This is a genomic window from Labrys sp. HAY1-8F (genome assembly GCF_056754975.1).
Window position 1 is genome coordinate 5,078,789 of record NZ_JBPGWZ010000002.1, and the last position, 15,508, is coordinate 5,094,296.

General features: G+C 63.4%; 16 protein-coding genes. 12 read left to right on the forward strand and 4 right to left on the reverse strand.

Annotated elements, in window-relative coordinates; translation table 11 throughout:
* Positions 1–52 precede the first annotated feature (52 nt).
* Positions 53–238, forward strand: a complete 186-nt coding sequence (locus tag ACR9ZN_RS32580) for a 4-oxalocrotonate tautomerase (RefSeq protein WP_434955739.1) — start codon at positions 53–55, stop codon at positions 236–238.
* Positions 239–330: 92 nt separating this feature from the next.
* Here ACR9ZN_RS32580 and ACR9ZN_RS32585 read toward each other — a convergent pair whose 3' ends face one another.
* Positions 331–1,302 (reverse strand): alpha/beta fold hydrolase, encoded by a 972-nt coding sequence (locus tag ACR9ZN_RS32585; RefSeq protein WP_481274178.1) that lies wholly within the window; start codon positions 1,300–1,302, stop codon positions 331–333.
* A gap of 78 nt (positions 1,303–1,380) precedes the next feature.
* Here ACR9ZN_RS32585 and ACR9ZN_RS32590 point away from each other — a divergent pair, with 78 nt between their 5' ends.
* From ACR9ZN_RS32590 to ACR9ZN_RS32615, 6 genes are all read left to right on the forward strand, one after another.
* Positions 1,381–1,998 (forward strand): TetR/AcrR family transcriptional regulator, encoded by a 618-nt coding sequence (locus ACR9ZN_RS32590; protein WP_454816727.1) that lies wholly within the window; start codon positions 1,381–1,383, stop codon positions 1,996–1,998.
* A gap of 179 nt (positions 1,999–2,177) precedes the next feature.
* Positions 2,178–3,347, forward strand: a complete 1,170-nt coding sequence (locus ACR9ZN_RS32595) for an FtsW/RodA/SpoVE family cell cycle protein (protein ID WP_149251433.1) — start codon at positions 2,178–2,180, stop codon at positions 3,345–3,347.
* Complete coding sequence (murG, locus tag ACR9ZN_RS32600; protein WP_441774038.1) at positions 3,341–4,435, forward strand: undecaprenyldiphospho-muramoylpentapeptide beta-N-acetylglucosaminyltransferase; 1,095 nt, start codon at positions 3,341–3,343, stop codon at positions 4,433–4,435. The genes ACR9ZN_RS32595 and murG overlap by 7 nt, the downstream gene beginning before the upstream one ends.
* A 387-nt stretch (positions 4,436–4,822) precedes the next feature.
* Positions 4,823–5,455 (forward strand): MarC family protein, encoded by a 633-nt coding sequence (locus ACR9ZN_RS32605; RefSeq protein WP_441773996.1) that lies wholly within the window; start codon positions 4,823–4,825, stop codon positions 5,453–5,455.
* Positions 5,455–6,567 (forward strand): HlyD family secretion protein, encoded by a 1,113-nt coding sequence (locus ACR9ZN_RS32610; protein WP_434955742.1) that lies wholly within the window; start codon positions 5,455–5,457, stop codon positions 6,565–6,567. The genes ACR9ZN_RS32605 and ACR9ZN_RS32610 overlap by 1 nt, the downstream gene beginning before the upstream one ends.
* Positions 6,557–7,609: a DUF2955 domain-containing protein gene (locus ACR9ZN_RS32615; protein ID WP_454813390.1), complete on the forward strand. Its 1,053-nt coding sequence runs from the start codon at positions 6,557–6,559 to the stop codon at positions 7,607–7,609. The genes ACR9ZN_RS32610 and ACR9ZN_RS32615 overlap by 11 nt, the downstream gene beginning before the upstream one ends.
* A gap of 72 nt (positions 7,610–7,681) precedes the next feature.
* Here ACR9ZN_RS32615 and ACR9ZN_RS32620 read toward each other — a convergent pair whose 3' ends face one another.
* Positions 7,682–8,152, reverse strand: coding sequence for a hypothetical protein (locus tag ACR9ZN_RS32620; RefSeq protein ID WP_454813391.1), 471 nt, complete (start codon positions 8,150–8,152; stop codon positions 7,682–7,684).
* A 213-nt stretch (positions 8,153–8,365) separates the two neighbouring features.
* Between ACR9ZN_RS32620 and murC the strand changes: the two genes are divergently transcribed.
* Positions 8,366–9,769 carry a UDP-N-acetylmuramate--L-alanine ligase gene (gene murC, locus ACR9ZN_RS32625; protein ID WP_434955745.1) on the forward strand — a complete coding sequence of 468 codons (1,404 nt, stop codon included), beginning with the start codon at positions 8,366–8,368 and terminating at the stop codon, positions 9,767–9,769.
* A gap of 51 nt (positions 9,770–9,820) precedes the next feature.
* A complete protein-coding gene (locus ACR9ZN_RS32630; RefSeq protein ID WP_454813392.1) occupies positions 9,821–10,501 on the forward strand; it encodes a DNA alkylation repair protein in 681 nt (226 codons plus the stop codon).
* A gap of 31 nt (positions 10,502–10,532) precedes the next feature.
* On the opposite strand, the gene ACR9ZN_RS32635 is transcribed toward ACR9ZN_RS32630, so the two are convergent.
* Both ACR9ZN_RS32635 and ACR9ZN_RS32640 read right to left on the reverse strand, forming a co-directional pair.
* A complete protein-coding gene (locus tag ACR9ZN_RS32635) occupies positions 10,533–11,084 on the reverse strand; it encodes a DUF4269 domain-containing protein (RefSeq protein WP_441773993.1) in 552 nt (183 codons plus the stop codon).
* Positions 11,081–11,668, reverse strand: coding sequence for a nucleotidyltransferase family protein (locus ACR9ZN_RS32640; protein WP_481274179.1), 588 nt, complete (start codon positions 11,666–11,668; stop codon positions 11,081–11,083). The genes ACR9ZN_RS32635 and ACR9ZN_RS32640 overlap by 4 nt, the downstream gene beginning before the upstream one ends.
* Before the next feature lie 115 nt (positions 11,669–11,783).
* Between ACR9ZN_RS32640 and murB the strand changes: the two genes are divergently transcribed.
* From murB to ftsA, 3 genes are all read left to right on the forward strand, one after another.
* A complete protein-coding gene (murB, locus tag ACR9ZN_RS32645) occupies positions 11,784–12,701 on the forward strand; it encodes a UDP-N-acetylmuramate dehydrogenase (protein ID WP_481274180.1) in 918 nt (305 codons plus the stop codon).
* Positions 12,702–13,179: 478 nt separating this feature from the next.
* The gene (locus tag ACR9ZN_RS32650) at positions 13,180–13,953 is read left to right on the forward strand and encodes a cell division protein FtsQ/DivIB (RefSeq protein WP_454813395.1); all 774 of its coding nucleotides are present in this window, start codon (positions 13,180–13,182) and stop codon (positions 13,951–13,953) included.
* On the forward strand, positions 13,950–15,275 hold the full coding sequence (ftsA, locus tag ACR9ZN_RS32655; protein ID WP_434955751.1) for a cell division protein FtsA: 1,326 nt from the start codon (positions 13,950–13,952) through the stop codon (positions 15,273–15,275). Before ACR9ZN_RS32650 ends, ftsA begins: the two co-directional genes overlap by 4 nt.
* The last annotated feature ends 233 nt before the right edge of the window (positions 15,276–15,508 follow it).

A 15,508-nucleotide genomic window follows, 5' to 3' on the forward strand; every position in this document is an offset into this window, starting at 1 on the left:
TGGAGAACATTGCGGGAGGCCCGCTATCGGACCTTTTCATGAGGAAGTGACCATGCCTATCCTGCGACTGGAAATGCATCCCGGACGTACACTCGAACAAAAGCGCGATTTCGTGCAGGCGGCGACCAAAGCTGTCGTCGAGACCCTGGTTTGTCCGCCGGAAGCCGTCGAGATCATCATCACCGAGGTCCCGAAGGATGCCTGGGCCGTTGCAGGAAAGCTGAAATCGGACAGTTGAGCGTGTCTTTCCGCGGCGGGCGATGGTCTTGCTGCGGAATGTGCGGGAGCCGGCAGGATCTGCTTGCCGGATCGAACCGGCTCCACGCGGCATCAGCCTCTTGTCGACGCGGTCGTAAAGGCCGCGAGTTCCCGTCCGAACCGTGCCGGCTCCTCATAGAAGGGGCTATGGCCGCTATCGGCGTAGACCGAGAGCCGGCTATCAGGATGAAGGGCCTTGATCCGTTCGGACATCGCCAGGCGCACCAGCCGGTCATGAATGCCATGCGTCAGCAGGATCGGGCCGGGATAGGCCTGGAACACCGGTTCGAGATCGGGGGTGGCGATCTTCACGAAGCCCTCGTTCACCGCCCGCCCGGTCATGCCGTTGACCACCAGCATGCGCTGCAGCTCGATGCCGGTGAGCGGCTTGTGAAAACAGGCGGCGAGAAAGTCGGCCGTCGCGGCGGTCCGTTCGCCGAGATCGTGTGAGATCGCCGTCTTGGCGAAGCTGACCGCGAGCGGAGTGAGCAGATCCGGCGACAGCTTGGTGACGGCATCGACCAGGTTGATCCCCGCGATCCGCGAGCCGCCATATTTGCGCAGATAGGTGCCGGCAACATGGCCTCCCAGCGACCAGCCCACCAGGATGGGGCGGCGCAGCTTCGTGGCCGCGATCACCGCGGCAACGTCATCCGCCCAACGATCGGCATCGGAATAGGCGTCGGGCGAGGCTGGCTTGTCGGAATCGCCATGGCCGCGCAGATCGAAACGCACCAGCCGGAAGCCGTCCAGTGCCGGATCGGCAAACTGCTTGTCCCAGCTGAGCCGGCTCTGGCGCAGGCCATGGATGAACAGGATCTCGGGCGTTGCCGGATCGCCCTGTGCCTCGCCGGCGAGCAGCGTGCCATCGGCCGAAGGGACGATGAAGCTCTCACGCCCTGAGCCGGATCGGCCGGCCTTCGCGGCGGCATTCGGTTGTTTCTTGCCGGTCGCGCCCGATGCGGAACCTGTCAGTCCCGATTCGATGGCGAGAGCGGTGAGGGCGGCTGCAGCACCCAGGAAAAGGCGCTTCGAAGAATCCATTGCTTTCTTCCATGTTATTTATCGATCGCTATTCAACTTGCTTGACGCCGCCTGTCAAGATGTTGTTTAGTGCTCGATATGGAACATGGTTCGAAATCACGTGGCGGGCGGCCCTGGAGCTTCGATCGGGAGCAGGCCGTCGAGACGGCTATGCGGCTGTTCTGGCGCCACGGCTATGAGGGTGTGTCGATCGGGGATCTCACCAAGGCGATCGGGATCGCACCACCCAGCCTCTACGCCGCCTTCGGCAGCAAGACCGGGCTTTATCAGGAGGCGCTCGCCCGCTATGAGGGCAGCATCGGCTTACTCGATTTCGCCGCTGTCGCGGAGGCGAGCGGCCTGCCACAGGCCGTGCGCCTGCTGCTGGAGGCGGCGGTCGGGGCCGTCACCCATCCCGATCGCGAGCGTGGCTGCATGATCTCCAGCGGGATGATCACCTGCCATCCTGACCATGCCACACTGGCCCGCGATCTCGCGGCACGGCGCGACGCCATCCGAGCCAAGATCGCTGAGGCGCTCCGGCCCTTCGCCGACGCCGGGACGATCCCGGGCCTGGCAAGACATCTGGCGGCCGTCATGCAGGGGATTTCGATCCAGGCGCGGGACGGTATCGGCCGGGCTGAGTTGCAGGGGATCGTCGAGGATGTGGTGGCGGGGCTCGACCGCAGGCAGCTCCGAGGCCAGGCGCGACAATAGAAGAGGGCCAAGGCGCGGATCGGTGCCGATCGCTCCGAGCGGCTGGGGGCGGCTGTTCAATCGGTGGTCCAGGGGCATTGCCGGCAAAAGCGCGGTAAAGCCTTCGCATTTAACCCTTCCTAAACCCTGTCGGGAGCACTGCTAGGGCGATCCTGCCTCAGCTGACGGACTCCCTGTTCATGGCCTCGCGTACCGAACGTTCAGCCTTCAATGCCTGGTGGTGGACCGTCGATCGGCTGATGCTGATGACGATCCTGGCCCTGATGCTGACCGGTATCGTGCTCCTGCTGGCGGCGAGCCCCGCCGTCGCCGAGCGCATCGGCATCTCCGATATGTTTCACTTCGTCAACCGCCAGGCGATGATGATCCCGGTGGCGCTGATGGTGATGATCGGGGTGTCCTTCCTGTCGCCGCAGTCGATCCGCCGGCTGGCGTTGGTGATGTTTTTGTTCGCCACAGCCTTGGTGGTGGCGACGCTGCTGTTCGGCGCCGAGGTGAAGGGCTCCAGGCGCTGGATCGCAGGCATCCAGCCCTCCGAATTCCTCAAGCCGGCCTTCGTCGTACTGGCGGCCTGGCTGTTCTCCGAAAACGTCAAGCGGCCGGACGTTCCCGCCAATATCCTCGCCATGCTGCTGCTGGCCTGCTCGGCGGGACTGCTCATCCTGCAGCCCGACTTCGGTCAGACCATGCTGATCTCCATCGTCTGGGGCGCGCTGTTCTTCATGGCCGGGCTGCACTGGTTCTGGATGGTGGGGCTCGGCGGCGTCGGTGTCGTCGGCATCGTGGCGGCCTATCAGTTCATCCCGCACGTGACCTCGCGTATCGATCGCTTCCTCAAGCCCGAGGGCACCGACACTTTCCAGGTCGACGTGGCGCGCGATGCCTTCCTTTCAGGCGGCTGGCTCGGCAAGGGGCCGGGCGAGGGCACCTACAAGCTGATCCTGCCGGATTCCCACACCGATTTCATCATGGCGGTAACCGGCGAGGAGTTCGGCCTTCTTTTCGTCATGGCAGTGGTGGCGATGTTCGCCCTCATCGTGCTGCGCGGCTTCTGGCATGCCTACAAGGTCGAAGATCCCTTCTGCCGCTTCGCCACCGCCGGCCTCACTCTGCTGTTCGGAATGCAGTCCTCGATCAATCTGATGGTCAATCTCCATATGATGCCCGCCAAGGGCATGACGCTGCCCTTCATCTCCTATGGCGGCTCCTCGCTGATCTCGGTGGCCTATGGCATGGGCATGGTGCTGGCTCTCACCCGCCGCCGTCCGCGCACCGACATGCTTGAAAGCGCCTTCAGCTTCCGCGACCGCAGGGCTCAGGCCGCAGCCGGCATCGGATTGTCATCGTGAGCGGCAAGATCGTCCTGCTCTGCGCCGGTGGTACCGGCGGCCATCTGTTTCCGGCCGAAGCGTTGGCGGGTGCGCTCGTGCCACTCGGCTTCCGCCCCCATCTTGCCACCGACGAACGGGTAGAACGCTATACCGGTACCTTCGCCTGGGAGGACATTCATGTCATCCCGTCCGAGACCGTGCGTTCGCGTTCGCCGCTCGCCATGGCCAATACGCTCTGGCAACTCGGCACCGGTACGCTGGCAGCCTGGCGCATGCTGGGCCGGCTGCGGCCGGCTGTCGTCTGCGGCTTTGGCGGTTATCCGACCCTGCCGCCGCTGACGGCGGCGGCCTGGCGCAAGATCCCGACCATGATCCATGAAGCCAATGCGGTGATGGGCCGGGCCAACCGCATGCTGGCGCCAAAGGTGACGCGCATCGCCACCGGCTTTGCCGATGTGGCGATGATGGACGATGTGCCGAAATCGAAGCTGGTCCATACCGGCAACCCGGTGCGGCCGGCTGTGATGGAAGCAGCCAAGGTTCCCTATCCCGACCTGGATGGGCCGATCAACCTGCTGGTCTTCGGCGGCAGCCAGGGCGCGGCGGTGATGTCGTCGATCGTGCCGCCGGCGATCGCGCGGCTGGACGAACAATTGCGCCGTCGGCTCAGGATCGTGCAGCAGGCGCGCCAGGAGGATCTTGCCGCCGTGCGCGGTACCTATGCGGGTCTCGGCGTCACCGCCGAGGTCAGCGACTTCTTTCGTGACCTGCCCGCCCGCATCGCGGGGGCCCATCTCGTGATCAGCCGCTCCGGCGCCTCGACCGTCGCCGAGCTCTCGGTCATCGGCCGTCCGTCGATCCTCGTGCCGCTGCCGGGAGCCCTCGATCAGGACCAGGCCGCCAATGCTCGTACGCTCGCCAATGTCAACGGTGCCCGGATGGTGATGCAACCGGACTTCACTGCCGAGACCCTTGCTGCCGATCTCACGGCACTCCTCGGCGATCCGGTGGGGCTGCAGGCAATGGCCGTCAATGCACGGGACGCCGGTATTCCTGACGCAGCCGGCCGCCTCGCCGACTGGGTGGTCAAGCTGGCGGCGATGTGACGGGAGGGCGGGTCCTCGGACCGGCTTTGCGAACCTGCAGGTGGTGGAGAAAGCCGGGGCTGAGGCGCTCCGGGCCTATTCGTTTCGCGGGCGCTGGCGGGCTTGTACACGACATGAGCCCCAGATCCTCCATAGTTTAAAATCGATCTACGGCATCTCATCCGGGACCGGACACCCACTTCAGGGTAATCGCTTCAAATTGTCGTTCGTCCGGGGCTTGAGAGTTTTCGGGAGTGCGGGCCTCTCGTTCCAGTCTTCATCACGCGATAACCCAAAGCGATTGCCTCCCGGGTCGGAGGCGCTTGATATCCTTGCAATGCAAGCGCAAGTTGTATTCTCGCGGGCAACAATACCGCACTTGGCGAAGCGCCTGCGATTGGGGGGGCGATGAGCACCGATATTGGGCTAGCCGATATTTTCGTCATCCTGCTGATTACGATCGGACCGCTCAAGGCGGCCATCGTCTATGCCAAGCTCACGGGCAAGGCCGATGCGGCGTTCAAGCGCCAGGTGGCCTTCAAGACCGTGCTGGTGGCCGCCATCGTTTGCCTCGTTTTCGTCTTCGCGGGGCAATGGCTGCTCGGTGTCTTCCATATTACGCTTCCGGCGCTGAAGATCGCAGGCGGCCTGATCCTGCTGCTCTTTGCCCTCGACATGGTGATGGGAAGCGAGAAGAAGGCGGAAGATGGCGATGCTCTGCCCTCCGCCGACATCGCTGTATATCCGCTTGCCATTCCGATGATGGCGACGCCCCAGGGTTTGGTGGCGATCACCACTGTCGTCGCCACCAAGGACAGCATCGGCGAACTGATCACCGTTGCGGTGATGGTCCTCGTCATCATGGGCATCAATCTTGCCATCCTGCTTTCGGCTGACAAGCTGCTGAAGAAGGGCGGCGGCGGCGCCATGGTGGTTGTCGGCAAGGTTGTCGGCCTGTTGCTGGCGGCGCTTGCCGTCCAGTTGATGATCTCGAGCTTCCGCGATCTCGGTGTCATCGCTGCGGTGACCGGAGCCCATTGATGAACGAGGCCGCCCGTCCCGATGCGCCGGCTATCACCGATCCGGCGCCACCGCCGAGGAACCCGCTGCGGCGCACGGCGCTCGTGACGGTCCTGATCGTCATCGTTGTGTTCGCGCTTTCGGTGGCGATGGAGCGGTTGACCCCCATCTCCTCGCAGGCCGCGGTTCAGGCCTATGTGGTGCGGATGGCGTCAGAGGTCGGGGGCAGGGTGCTGGAAGTCGGCGTCGGCGACAATGCCCGCATCGCTGCCGGGCAGGTGCTGTTTCGTATCGATCCGAAGCCCTATGAGATCGCCGTCGCGGAGGCGCAGGCGGGTCTCGAACGGATCGGCCTGACAATCGGCGCTTCCACTCAGGAAGTGGAATCCGCCCAGGCCAAGCTGGTGAAGGTACAGGCCGATCGCGAGAATGTACGAGCCCAGGTGGAGCGAGCGAGGATCCTGGTGCAACGAGGCATCTATGCACGGGCCAAGCTTGACGAAGCCAATTCGGCCCTTGGCGTTTCGGAAGCGACCGTAACGGGCGCCGAAGCAGACCTCGCCAAAGCGCGCGAGCAGCTTGGGCCGCAAGGCAACGACAATCCGCAGTTCAAGGAAGCACTTGCCGTGCTTGAGCGCGCCCGGCTCAATCTGCTCCATACCACCGTCATTGCTCCGTCGGACGGCGTCGTCACCAATCTCCAGCTCGGCGTCGGCCAGGTGATCGGCACGGGTCAGGCGGCTTTGACCTTCATCGACGCGAACAGCATATGGGTCGCCGCCGCCTACAAGGAAAACAGTCTGGAATATATGGCGCCGGGCAATGACGCCGAGGTCGTGCTGGATTCTCTACCCGGCACCGTTTTCGCCATGCGTGTCGAGAGTATCGGCTGGGGCGTTTCCCAGGGCAGCATCGACCCCGCCACGGGGCTGCCGACCATCCGCAACCAGAGTGGTTGGGTGCGCGAGCCTCAGCGCTTCCCGGTGCGACTGGTGTTCAAGGATAGCCCGCCGCGCGGCATCCGCTACGGCTCGCAGGTTAGTGTCGTGGTCTACACCGGCGAAAACCCGGCGATGAACGCTGTCGGCCGATTCTGGATCCGCCTGGTCTCGGCGCTGACCTATGTCAGCTGAGGAGAATCCGGGGCTGTCGCGGGCAAAGCGTCAAGGCCTACGCATCGCTTTCGCGGTCGCCATCGGTTTCACGATGAGCACGGCGGAAGGCTCTCCCTTGCCTTTCCTCGCTCCGATGTTGGCGACGCAATTCCTGATCGGTGGCCTGAAGCCGCTCGGACTGCGGCAGGCCGTCGGCTTCGTCGTGCTGATTGCCGTCTGCGGCTTGGCCATGGTGTGGCTGACAGGCATTTTCGGTGACAAGCCGGCCGCGCTGCTGATCTCGCTCGGCCTGATCTACTTTTTCTGCTTCCTGCTACTGGTACTGGGCAAGGGGGGGCAGGCGGCATTCCTGGTCTTGATTCTCGCGGTGATGGTGCCCCTGCTCGGCGTCCTGCAAAAGGACCTCGGCGAGGGCATCGTTGTCATCCTGCTGAAAGCCGCCGTGGCCGGCGTCGTCCTCACATGGCTCGCCCACGCCGCCTTTCCCGACACGGGCGGCAAGATACCCCCAACGCCGGTCTCTCCGCCATCGAGCCAGGCGACCATGCGGGCCTTGGCGAACGCGTTGATCCTGCTGGTCATGGTGACGGTCTGCCTCGTCAGCGACCGGTTTTCATCGGCGGTGGTCGTACCGATCACGGTGGCTTCGCTTCTCAACCAGCTCGACCTTGCTGCCAGCGGTCGCGCGGCCTTCGGCCTGGTTGCCGTCAATCTGCTCGGTGGCATCGTCGCCTCCGTCGCTTTTGCCCTGTTGGAATTACGTCCGGAACTGCCCTTCCTGTTTCTGATCGTCCTCACGGTCGGCTTGCTGTTCGGCGGCAGGGCGGCCGCCGATCCCACATCCGGTAGGATCTATGCCGGCGCGCTGATCATCTTTCTCGTGCTGCTGGGACTGGGTGTGTCGCCGCTGCCCGGCAGTACGGTGGAAAGCTTTGCCACGCGCATCGGCCAAGTGCTGTTTGCGATCGCCTGCACGCTTTGCCTGACGGCCTTGTCGTGGCCTGCATCTGTGCCCCGGCGATCGAGCGACATAGACAAGAATGGCGCGGACACGAGATGAGCGCCAGACGTGACGCCGGTCTCAGCGCCCTCCGCTATCTCTTTGCACGCGATATCGGCTCTTCCCACTTTGTCAGGCTTGGGGGGGCACCTCGATTGCCTTTCCCAGTCGCTCGAGTTCGAGCGAATAGCAGAACAAGGCGAAGAGAACGCTCATGACGATAAATCCCTTCACCAGAATCTGGCCGATGGGCGGGAGCGGATCGAGTTCAGGCACGTGCCTGAAGAAAATTACCGAGAAGAGCGCGCCGCCAATGAAAAAGCTGGCGCGGCTGGTAAATTGGAGGAGGTGGCCGACGACTGCACTGTGGAACGGTGTATAGATAGGGAAAAAACGATATCTTGCCCAATAGAAACATAGAAGGGCGAAGGTGTCCCCGACAATAATCACCCCAATCCACGGCTGGAAATCCTGCTCCTTACCCATGTTGTTAATCAAATTTCGAAATATCGGAAAAATTATCCAGAATAAGAAAGAGGCGAGAGCCGTTTCGATTGTCACGAACAGAATGTAGAAAATGGAATTTCGGGACAATGGCTGCATATGCGCCTCCCTTGCTGCCGGACGATACCGAAGCGCCTCCTGATTTTACCTATGTAATCGAACGGATGCCGTGCAGGACAGTCTAATCGACCGAATATCCGGGACAGGTCAAAGCGGCGGCAATGGGTCTCCCTGATCCGGCTCCGATGAAGATTTGCCTCCTAGCCTCCGCACCCCTATACGAAGCCAAATCCCATCTTTTCGAGAGATCTCATGAAGCTGCCCCGTGAAATTGGCCCCATCCACTTTGTCGGCATCGGCGGCATCGGTATGTCCGGCATCGCCGAAGTGCTGGTCAATCTGGGCTACACGGTGCAGGGCTCGGACGCGGCCGACAATTACAACGTCAAGCGCCTGAAGGATAAGGGCGTGAAGACCTTCATCGGCCACGCCGCCGAGAATATCGGCGAGGCCGAGGTGGTCGTGGTCTCCACCGCAATCAAGCGCGACAATCCCGAACTTGCCGCCGCGCGCGAAAAGCGCCTGCCGGTGGTGCGGCGCGCCGAAATGCTGGCCGAACTGATGCGGCTGAAGACCTGTGTCTCGGTTGCCGGCACGCATGGCAAAACCACCACGACCTCGCTGGTAGCGACGCTCCTTGATGCTGGCGGTTTCGATCCCACCGTGATCAATGGCGGCATCATCAACGCCTACGGCACCAATGCGCGGCTGGGCTCGAGCGATTGGATGGTGGTGGAAGCCGACGAAAGCGACGGCACCTTCCTCAAGCTGCCGACCGACGTCGCCATCGTCACCAATATCGATCCCGAGCATCTCGATCATTTCAAGACCTTCGAGGCCATCAAGGATGCCTTCCGGGCCTTCGTCGAGAACATTCCCTTCTATGGCTTTGCCGTGATGTGCCTCGACCATCCGGTGGTGCAGGAGCTGGTCGGCACCATCGAGGATCGCCGCGTCGTCACCTATGGCGAGAACCCGCAGGCCGATGTGCGCCTGCTGGATCTCGATCTTTCGGGTGGACGTTCGCGTTTCCGGGTCGTCATTCGCGACCGCAAGACCGGCGCGGTAGTGGAGCTACCCGATCTCGGCCTGCCCATGCCGGGCGGGCACAATGCCCTCAATGCCACGGCTGCCATCGCTGTCGCCCACAATCTCGGCATGGATGCCGAGGCGATCCGCAAGGGCCTGGAAGGTTTCGGCGGCGTGAAGCGGCGTTTCACCCGCACCGGGGAGTGGAACGGCGTTACGGTGTTCGACGATTACGGCCACCACCCCGTGGAAATCTCGGCCGTGCTCAAGGCGGCGCGGGCCTCGACCACCGGCCAGGTGATCGCGGTGGTGCAGCCGCATCGCTACAGCCGCCTGGCGAGCCTGTTCAACGAGTTCTCGGCCTGTTTCAACGATGCCGATATGGTCGTGGTCGCCGATGTCTATGCGGCCGGCGAGGCGCCGATCCCGGGGGCAGACAAGGAAGGCCTCGTTGCCGGCATCCGCGCTCGGGGTCACCGCCATGTCGTCGGGCTCGATCGCCCCGGCTCGCTCGCCGGCCTGGTCGCGTCGGTGGCCAAGCCCGGTGACTATGTCGTGTGTCTGGGGGCCGGCAACATCACCCAATGGGCCTATGCGCTGCCTGGCGAACTGGCGGCGCTGGGGTAGGCCAAAGCGTTTCGCGCCTCATCGGAAAACTCCGCTTAGTAGGAGGAGGGCATGAGCCTCGCCGAGACGATCCACGCACGTCTGGCGGTTGCGGCAGACCCGGCGCGGGCTGCGGGCATGCAAGCCTATATGAAATCGACGATGCCCTATCTGGGCGTTTCCGCCGTGCCGCTGAGGCAGATCTGCAAGGCCGTATTCGCCGATCTTCGGTTTGAGAGCGTCGGGCATTGGCAGGCGGAGGTTCTCGCCATCTGGCGTGGCGCTCGTTTCCGCGAGGAACGCTACGCCGCCATCGAACTGACCGGCCTGCGTGCTGCCAGGTCGTTCCAGCGCTTCGAAGTCCTGCCGATGTATGAGGAGATGATCGTCACCGGTGCCTGGTGGGACTATGTCGATGTCATCGCCGCGCATCGCCTGCTACCGATCCTGCGCAATGACGGCGCGGCAATGCGCCAGGCCATGCTCGCCTGGTCCGTCGACGCCAATATGTGGAAGCGCCGGAGCGCGATCCTCTGCCAGCTCGACGCCAAGGTGGAGACGGATCTCGAACTCCTCTATGCCTGCATCGCGCCCTCGATCGCCTCCAGGGAGTTCTTCCTGCGCAAGGCGATCGGCTGGGCTCTCAGGCACCATGCCCGCGTCGATCCCGTGGAGGTTGCCCGCTATGTCGAGGAGCACCCCGAGCTCAGCGGCCTCAGCCGGCGTGAAGCCTTGAAGCATATCAAGGCGTAAAGCGGACCCGGCGCGCAAACGTCCTCCGGGTTCACTCCCTTTGCGCTGATGGGGGCAGGCAGCCGGCGGCGGCGAGGAGCGCCTCGAGATGGCCGTCCTTTTGCCGCTCCAGATCGAGAAGGGCCTGATAGGGATCGCGTTTCAGGCCCAGTGCCGCGGCGAAGGCGGGTTCGGTCTTCAGGCCCGCCTCGCGATGATGCATGACGCGGCTGCGAAAAAGCGCTCCTCCCAGCGTGAGCAGCCGCCGCTCCGCCACGAAATGGCGCCAGCCAGCCTGTTCGGCCACGGGCTGCGGAGAGGCGAAGATCTCGAAGCACCAGCCCTCTGCCGTAAAGGTGGCGATCACCGGGCGCCCGCCACCGATCCATTGATGGATGGAGAAGGCCGGCGCTCCGGCAAGAGTCTCCCAGACCGTCCGGGTGAAGGCGAGGGTGTCCGGGGCGTGGCAGAGGATGTCGATATCGCTGGTGGGCAGGTCGACGCCGAGAGGCGGTGTGCCCGCGATATGGGGATCATAGGCGTGCAACAGCTCGAGCAGCTTCGTTGCCCGCAAGGCCTGCGCATAGTCCAGTCTGGGCGTCATGGTTGCAGATCCACCAGGCGTAATTGCGGCCAGATCGCCTTTGCGCGTGCCGCCTTTGCGGCCAGGCCCTTGTCGTCGCGGCGTCCCGGATTGGGGCGGATGATCATGCCGAAAACATCATCGAGGCCGAAGGGAGCGGCGATGTCGATCGTATCGTCCTCCTCCAGCCGGACACCGACCGCATGCACGACGGCGGCATAATGCCCGAAGGCCTCGTCGGCCGAATTGAGCCGCGGATAGGGCAGGCCAAAACGCCGCTCGAACCATAGATGGACCCGGGCCTGATTGCGGATCTCGACCGGCCAGCGACCGCCGAGAACGGTATCGGAGCGCCGGATCACGGCATCCTCGGCCTCCCAGCTCACATCGTCGGCATCGAAATAGATGAGGTCATAGTCCTTGATGCCGGTGCCTGCGGGTTTCCCGCTCAGACTGTTCCACACGGTCTGATAGACGCAGCCCGCAGCCAGCCGCCATTGCGGCAGCCGCAGCATCCGGGCGGCGACGAGAAAGGCCATGAGGTTCTCATCCTCGCGGACGATGGTGCGCAGGCGCTCTTCAAGAGAAGCGGACGGATGGGGCAAGGTACGAGCTCTCCAAACGGAATCCGCTTAGCAGAATCGCTGGGCTTTTGGGCGAATGTAGGCAATAAAGCGCCCTTGCCAACCCACTGATCAGACCAAGATCTTTTCGGATACCATGCCCCTTCCCGACATCATCCCCTCGCTGCGCCCGCTGATGCCGGGATTGCGCGGTGCGCTGGACGCCAATGCGCCGATGGCACCGCTCTCCTGGTTCCGCACCGGCGGCTCGGCCCAGGTGCTGTTCACGCCGGTGGACGAGGAGGATCTGGCGCTGTTCATGGCCGGATTGCCCGCGCAAACCCCCTGGATGGTGGTCGGTCTGGGCTCCAATCTTCTGGTGCGTGACGGTGGCGTTGAGGGCGTGGTCATCCGTCTCGGCAAGGGCTTCGGCGGCATTGCCGTCGACGGTCTGGCCATCACGGCCGGAGCAGGCGCCCCCGACGTCAAGGTGGCGCGCGCGGCGGCGGAAGCGGGGATCCGGGGTCTGTCCTTCCTCCGCGGCATTCCCGGCGCGATCGGCGGCGCTTTGCGCATGAATGGCGGCGCCTATGGCGGCGAGACCAAGGATGTCTTCGTCTCGGCGCGCGCTGTCCGCCGCGATGGCTCCATCGCGCTTTATGATGCTCCCGCCATGGGCTTCAGCTATCGGCGCTGCAGCGTGCCAGCCGATGTCGTGTTCACGCAAGCGACTTTCCGCGGCGAGCCGGGGGATCGCGAGGCGATCCTGGCGGAGATGCAGAAGATCACCGAGACACGTTCCTCGTCCCAGCCGGTCAATACCCGCACCGGCGGTTCCACGTTCAAGAACCCGCCCGGCCATTCGGCCTGGAAGCTGGTTGATGAGGCCGGTTGCCGCGGGCTGACCATCGGCGGAGCCCAGGTCTCGCCGATGCATACCAATTTCCTGGTCAATCTCGGCACTGCTTCCTCCGCAGACATCGAGACGCTGGGCGAGACCGTCCGCGAGCGCGTGAAGGACCGTTCGGGCATCGAGCTCGACTGGGAAATCAAGCGCGTTGGGCTGCCTGCCTGACCTTAAGCAAATTCCTCTCATCGTACGATCGAGAGGAATTTGTAAAATATCAGCTATTTGCAGCGTTTCCCGGCGAAATCCGTCCTGTGGCCTTGCGGGGAAACTCTGCTTGATATGGCAGGCAGAGTGACCTTGCGTCATGTCGGATCGGGCATGGTGTCGATTTCTGAGCCGCCCCAGAGCCTAAAGCGGCAAAGCTGAAGCGCCGCTAACCGATTGTTTACTGATTTGTCCGAAAGCTAACGTTAATGGGGCATGAAGCATTTCCCGCCTGAGGGGGGTGATCAGCTCCTGAGATCGCCCTTCAAAAGACCGCCCTAACGGATGGTTCCTCAAGAGCGTTGGCTTCGAGCATATGCTGCGTTTTTTCAATCTGTCCTCCCTGCGCCAAGCCGGATTCACGACCAGGACGTTCGTGGATCAGCGCTCGTCGCGGCTGCAGCGTCTGCTGGCAAAGCCCCCTCGGGGGTTGGGGCTCATGCTGTCGACCGCCTTTCTGGCGGGAACCATCGTCTATGGCGCCCAGACCGGACCGGTCTGGCCGCAGATGAAGGTCCAATATGGCGCGCCGCTCGACATGGCGGCCAATCTCTTCGGCTTCCGGGTCGAGACCGTCGCCGTCACCGGCCAGCGCGAGCTGACGGATCAGAGGATTTTCGCCGCCGCCGGGGTCACCAACACCTCCTCCTTGCTGTTTCTCGATGCCGAAGCGGCACGCGAAGGGTTGGAGAAGCTGCCTCTGGTGAAATCGGCTCAGGTTCGCAAGCTATTTCCCTCCACGCTCTCGGTTACCATCGAGGAGCGCGCGCCCTATGCCCTGTGGCAGCGTGACGGCTCGGTCAACGTGATCGCCGAAGATGGCGTCGTGATCGAGAGCCACGTCGAGGCCCGTTTTGCTGATCTGCCTCTGGTGGTGGGCGAGGGGGCCGACAAGCGGGCCAGCGAGATCGTCGCGGCGGTCGCCGCCACGCCCGAACTGAGCGGGCGGGTAAGGGGAGCCACCCTCGTCTCCCAGCGTCGCTGGAATCTCACGCTCGACAATGGCGTGGTCGTTCGCCTTCCCGAGGACAACCCGGAACAGGCCCTGAAGGCTCTGGCTGGCCTTGAGCGGAAGGGCAAGGTTTTGGAAAAGGATATTCTGGCAGTCGACATGCGTATGCCCGATCGCGCTACCTTTCGTTTGAGTGAGCAGGCTGCGGCTGCCCGGGCCGACGCGCTGTCCAAGAAAAAGGCAAAGGGGGGCCGCGCATGAGCCCCTTCGAGAATGGCCTGACCCCCAAGCTCAAGCCGTTGGCGCCGCGCCGCACCACGGTGATGTCGGTGCTCGACGTCGGCACCAACAAGATCGTTTGCCTGATCGCGCGGCTGCGTCCGCTCGAAGGGGCCGATCTCCTGCCTGGCCGTAGCCATCAGGCCCAGATCCTGGGTATCGGCCATCAACGCTCACGCGGGCTGAAGTCCGGCGCCGTTGTCGACATGGAAGCCGCCGAGCAGGCGATCCGCCACGCCGTCGATGCCGCCGAGCGCATGGCCGGCGTGCGGGTGGATTCGGTGATCGTCAACATTTCCTGCGGGCGGGTGGCGAGCGAGCACTATTCGGCTACGGTCGAGGTCGGTGGCCATCAGGTCTGCGATCTCGACATTCACCGCGTTCTCGATGCTGGTGCCAGCCATTCCGTGCGCGACGGACGCGCCGTGCTGCATTCGCTGCCGATCGGCCATATGCTGGACGGCGTCGGTGGCATTTCCGACCCCAGAGGCATGCTCGGACGTCAACTCGGCGTCGACATGCATGTGGTGACGGCCGAGTCCACGCCGGCCAAGAATTTGATGCTCGCCATCGAGCGTTGCCATCTCCATGTCGAGGCGATGGTCGCCACGCCTTATGCGGCTGGCCTGTCGGCTCTCGTCGATGACGAGACAGAGATGGGGGTGACCCTGATCGACATGGGGGCCGGCACCACGTCCGTTGCCGTCTTCGCCAACCGTGCCTTCGTGCATGCCGATAGCCTGCCGGTGGGTGGGGCGCATGTCACCACCGACGTGGCGCGCGGCCTGTCGACCAAGCTGTCGGAGGCGGAACGCCTGAAGGTTCTCTACGGCGCTACCATCGCGAGCCCCTCGGATGACCGCGAGACCATCGCCGTGCCACCCGTCGGGGATGACCAGGGCGATGGCATTCATCACGTGCCGCGTTCGCGTCTGGTCCGCATCATCAGGCCGCGCATCGAGGAAATCCTCGAAATGGTGCGCGACCGCCTGCGCGGTTCAGGCGCCTGGGCCGAAGCGGGGCGCCGCGTCGTGCTGACGGGTGGCGCCTGCCAATTGACGGGCACGGTGGAACTGGCGCGCAAGATTTTGGACCGGCAGGTCCGCATCGGGCGCCCCCTCGGCATTGCCGGCATGCCCGAAGCGGCCAAGGGGCCACCTTTCGCTACGGCAGCAGGCCTCCTGGTCTATCCGCAGATCGCCGGAGTCGAGCATTTCGAACCGCAGGTTCGGACACGGGCGCAAGCTACCGGAACAGACGGTTATTTTGGTCGGGTAGGGCGTTGGTTGAAACACAGCTTCTAAACTTCGATTTGCAAAAGGGAAATCGAGTTTCGAATCGAAAAGTAACGTTGAGACATGAAGAATGGTCGGTTTTTCAAGACCATTTTGACTAATTTTTCCGGTCGAATTTAGCCGGATTACACAAATGCCTGCTTCGCAAATCAGTAACTTTCTGATTCAAAGAGCAGGAAGGGGTCGTAAGGCCTTGATGAAGGTCAATTAAGGGGCGCGGCGACGCGTCTTGCAAAAGAGGC

What these genes read in the sequence shown, in the direction of transcription:
- ACR9ZN_RS32590 (WP_454816727.1), top strand. Translation starts at nt 1,381, where the DNA reads ATGGAACATGGTTCGAAATCACGTGGCGGGCGGCCCTGGAGCTTCGAT.
- ACR9ZN_RS32585 (WP_481274178.1), bottom strand. Translation starts at nt 1,302, where the DNA reads ATGGATTCTTCGAAGCGCCTTTTCCTGGGTGCTGCAGCCGCCCTCACC.
- ACR9ZN_RS32610 (WP_434955742.1), top strand. Translation starts at nt 5,455, where the DNA reads ATGAACGAGGCCGCCCGTCCCGATGCGCCGGCTATCACCGATCCGGCG.
- murB (WP_481274180.1), top strand. Translation starts at nt 11,784, where the DNA reads ATGCCCCTTCCCGACATCATCCCCTCGCTGCGCCCGCTGATGCCGGGA.
- ACR9ZN_RS32630 (WP_454813392.1), top strand. Translation starts at nt 9,821, where the DNA reads ATGAGCCTCGCCGAGACGATCCACGCACGTCTGGCGGTTGCGGCAGAC.
- ACR9ZN_RS32595 (WP_149251433.1), top strand. Translation starts at nt 2,178, where the DNA reads ATGGCCTCGCGTACCGAACGTTCAGCCTTCAATGCCTGGTGGTGGACC.
- ACR9ZN_RS32635 (WP_441773993.1), bottom strand. Translation starts at nt 11,084, where the DNA reads ATGACGCCCAGACTGGACTATGCGCAGGCCTTGCGGGCAACGAAGCTG.
- ACR9ZN_RS32650 (WP_454813395.1), top strand. Translation starts at nt 13,180, where the DNA reads ATGCTGTCGACCGCCTTTCTGGCGGGAACCATCGTCTATGGCGCCCAG.
- murC (WP_434955745.1), top strand. Translation starts at nt 8,366, where the DNA reads ATGAAGCTGCCCCGTGAAATTGGCCCCATCCACTTTGTCGGCATCGGC.
- ACR9ZN_RS32605 (WP_441773996.1), top strand. Translation starts at nt 4,823, where the DNA reads ATGAGCACCGATATTGGGCTAGCCGATATTTTCGTCATCCTGCTGATT.
- ftsA (WP_434955751.1), top strand. Translation starts at nt 13,950, where the DNA reads ATGAGCCCCTTCGAGAATGGCCTGACCCCCAAGCTCAAGCCGTTGGCG.
- ACR9ZN_RS32620 (WP_454813391.1), bottom strand. Translation starts at nt 8,152, where the DNA reads ATGCAGCCATTGTCCCGAAATTCCATTTTCTACATTCTGTTCGTGACA.
- ACR9ZN_RS32615 (WP_454813390.1), top strand. Translation starts at nt 6,557, where the DNA reads ATGTCAGCTGAGGAGAATCCGGGGCTGTCGCGGGCAAAGCGTCAAGGC.
- ACR9ZN_RS32580 (WP_434955739.1), top strand. Translation starts at nt 53, where the DNA reads ATGCCTATCCTGCGACTGGAAATGCATCCCGGACGTACACTCGAACAA.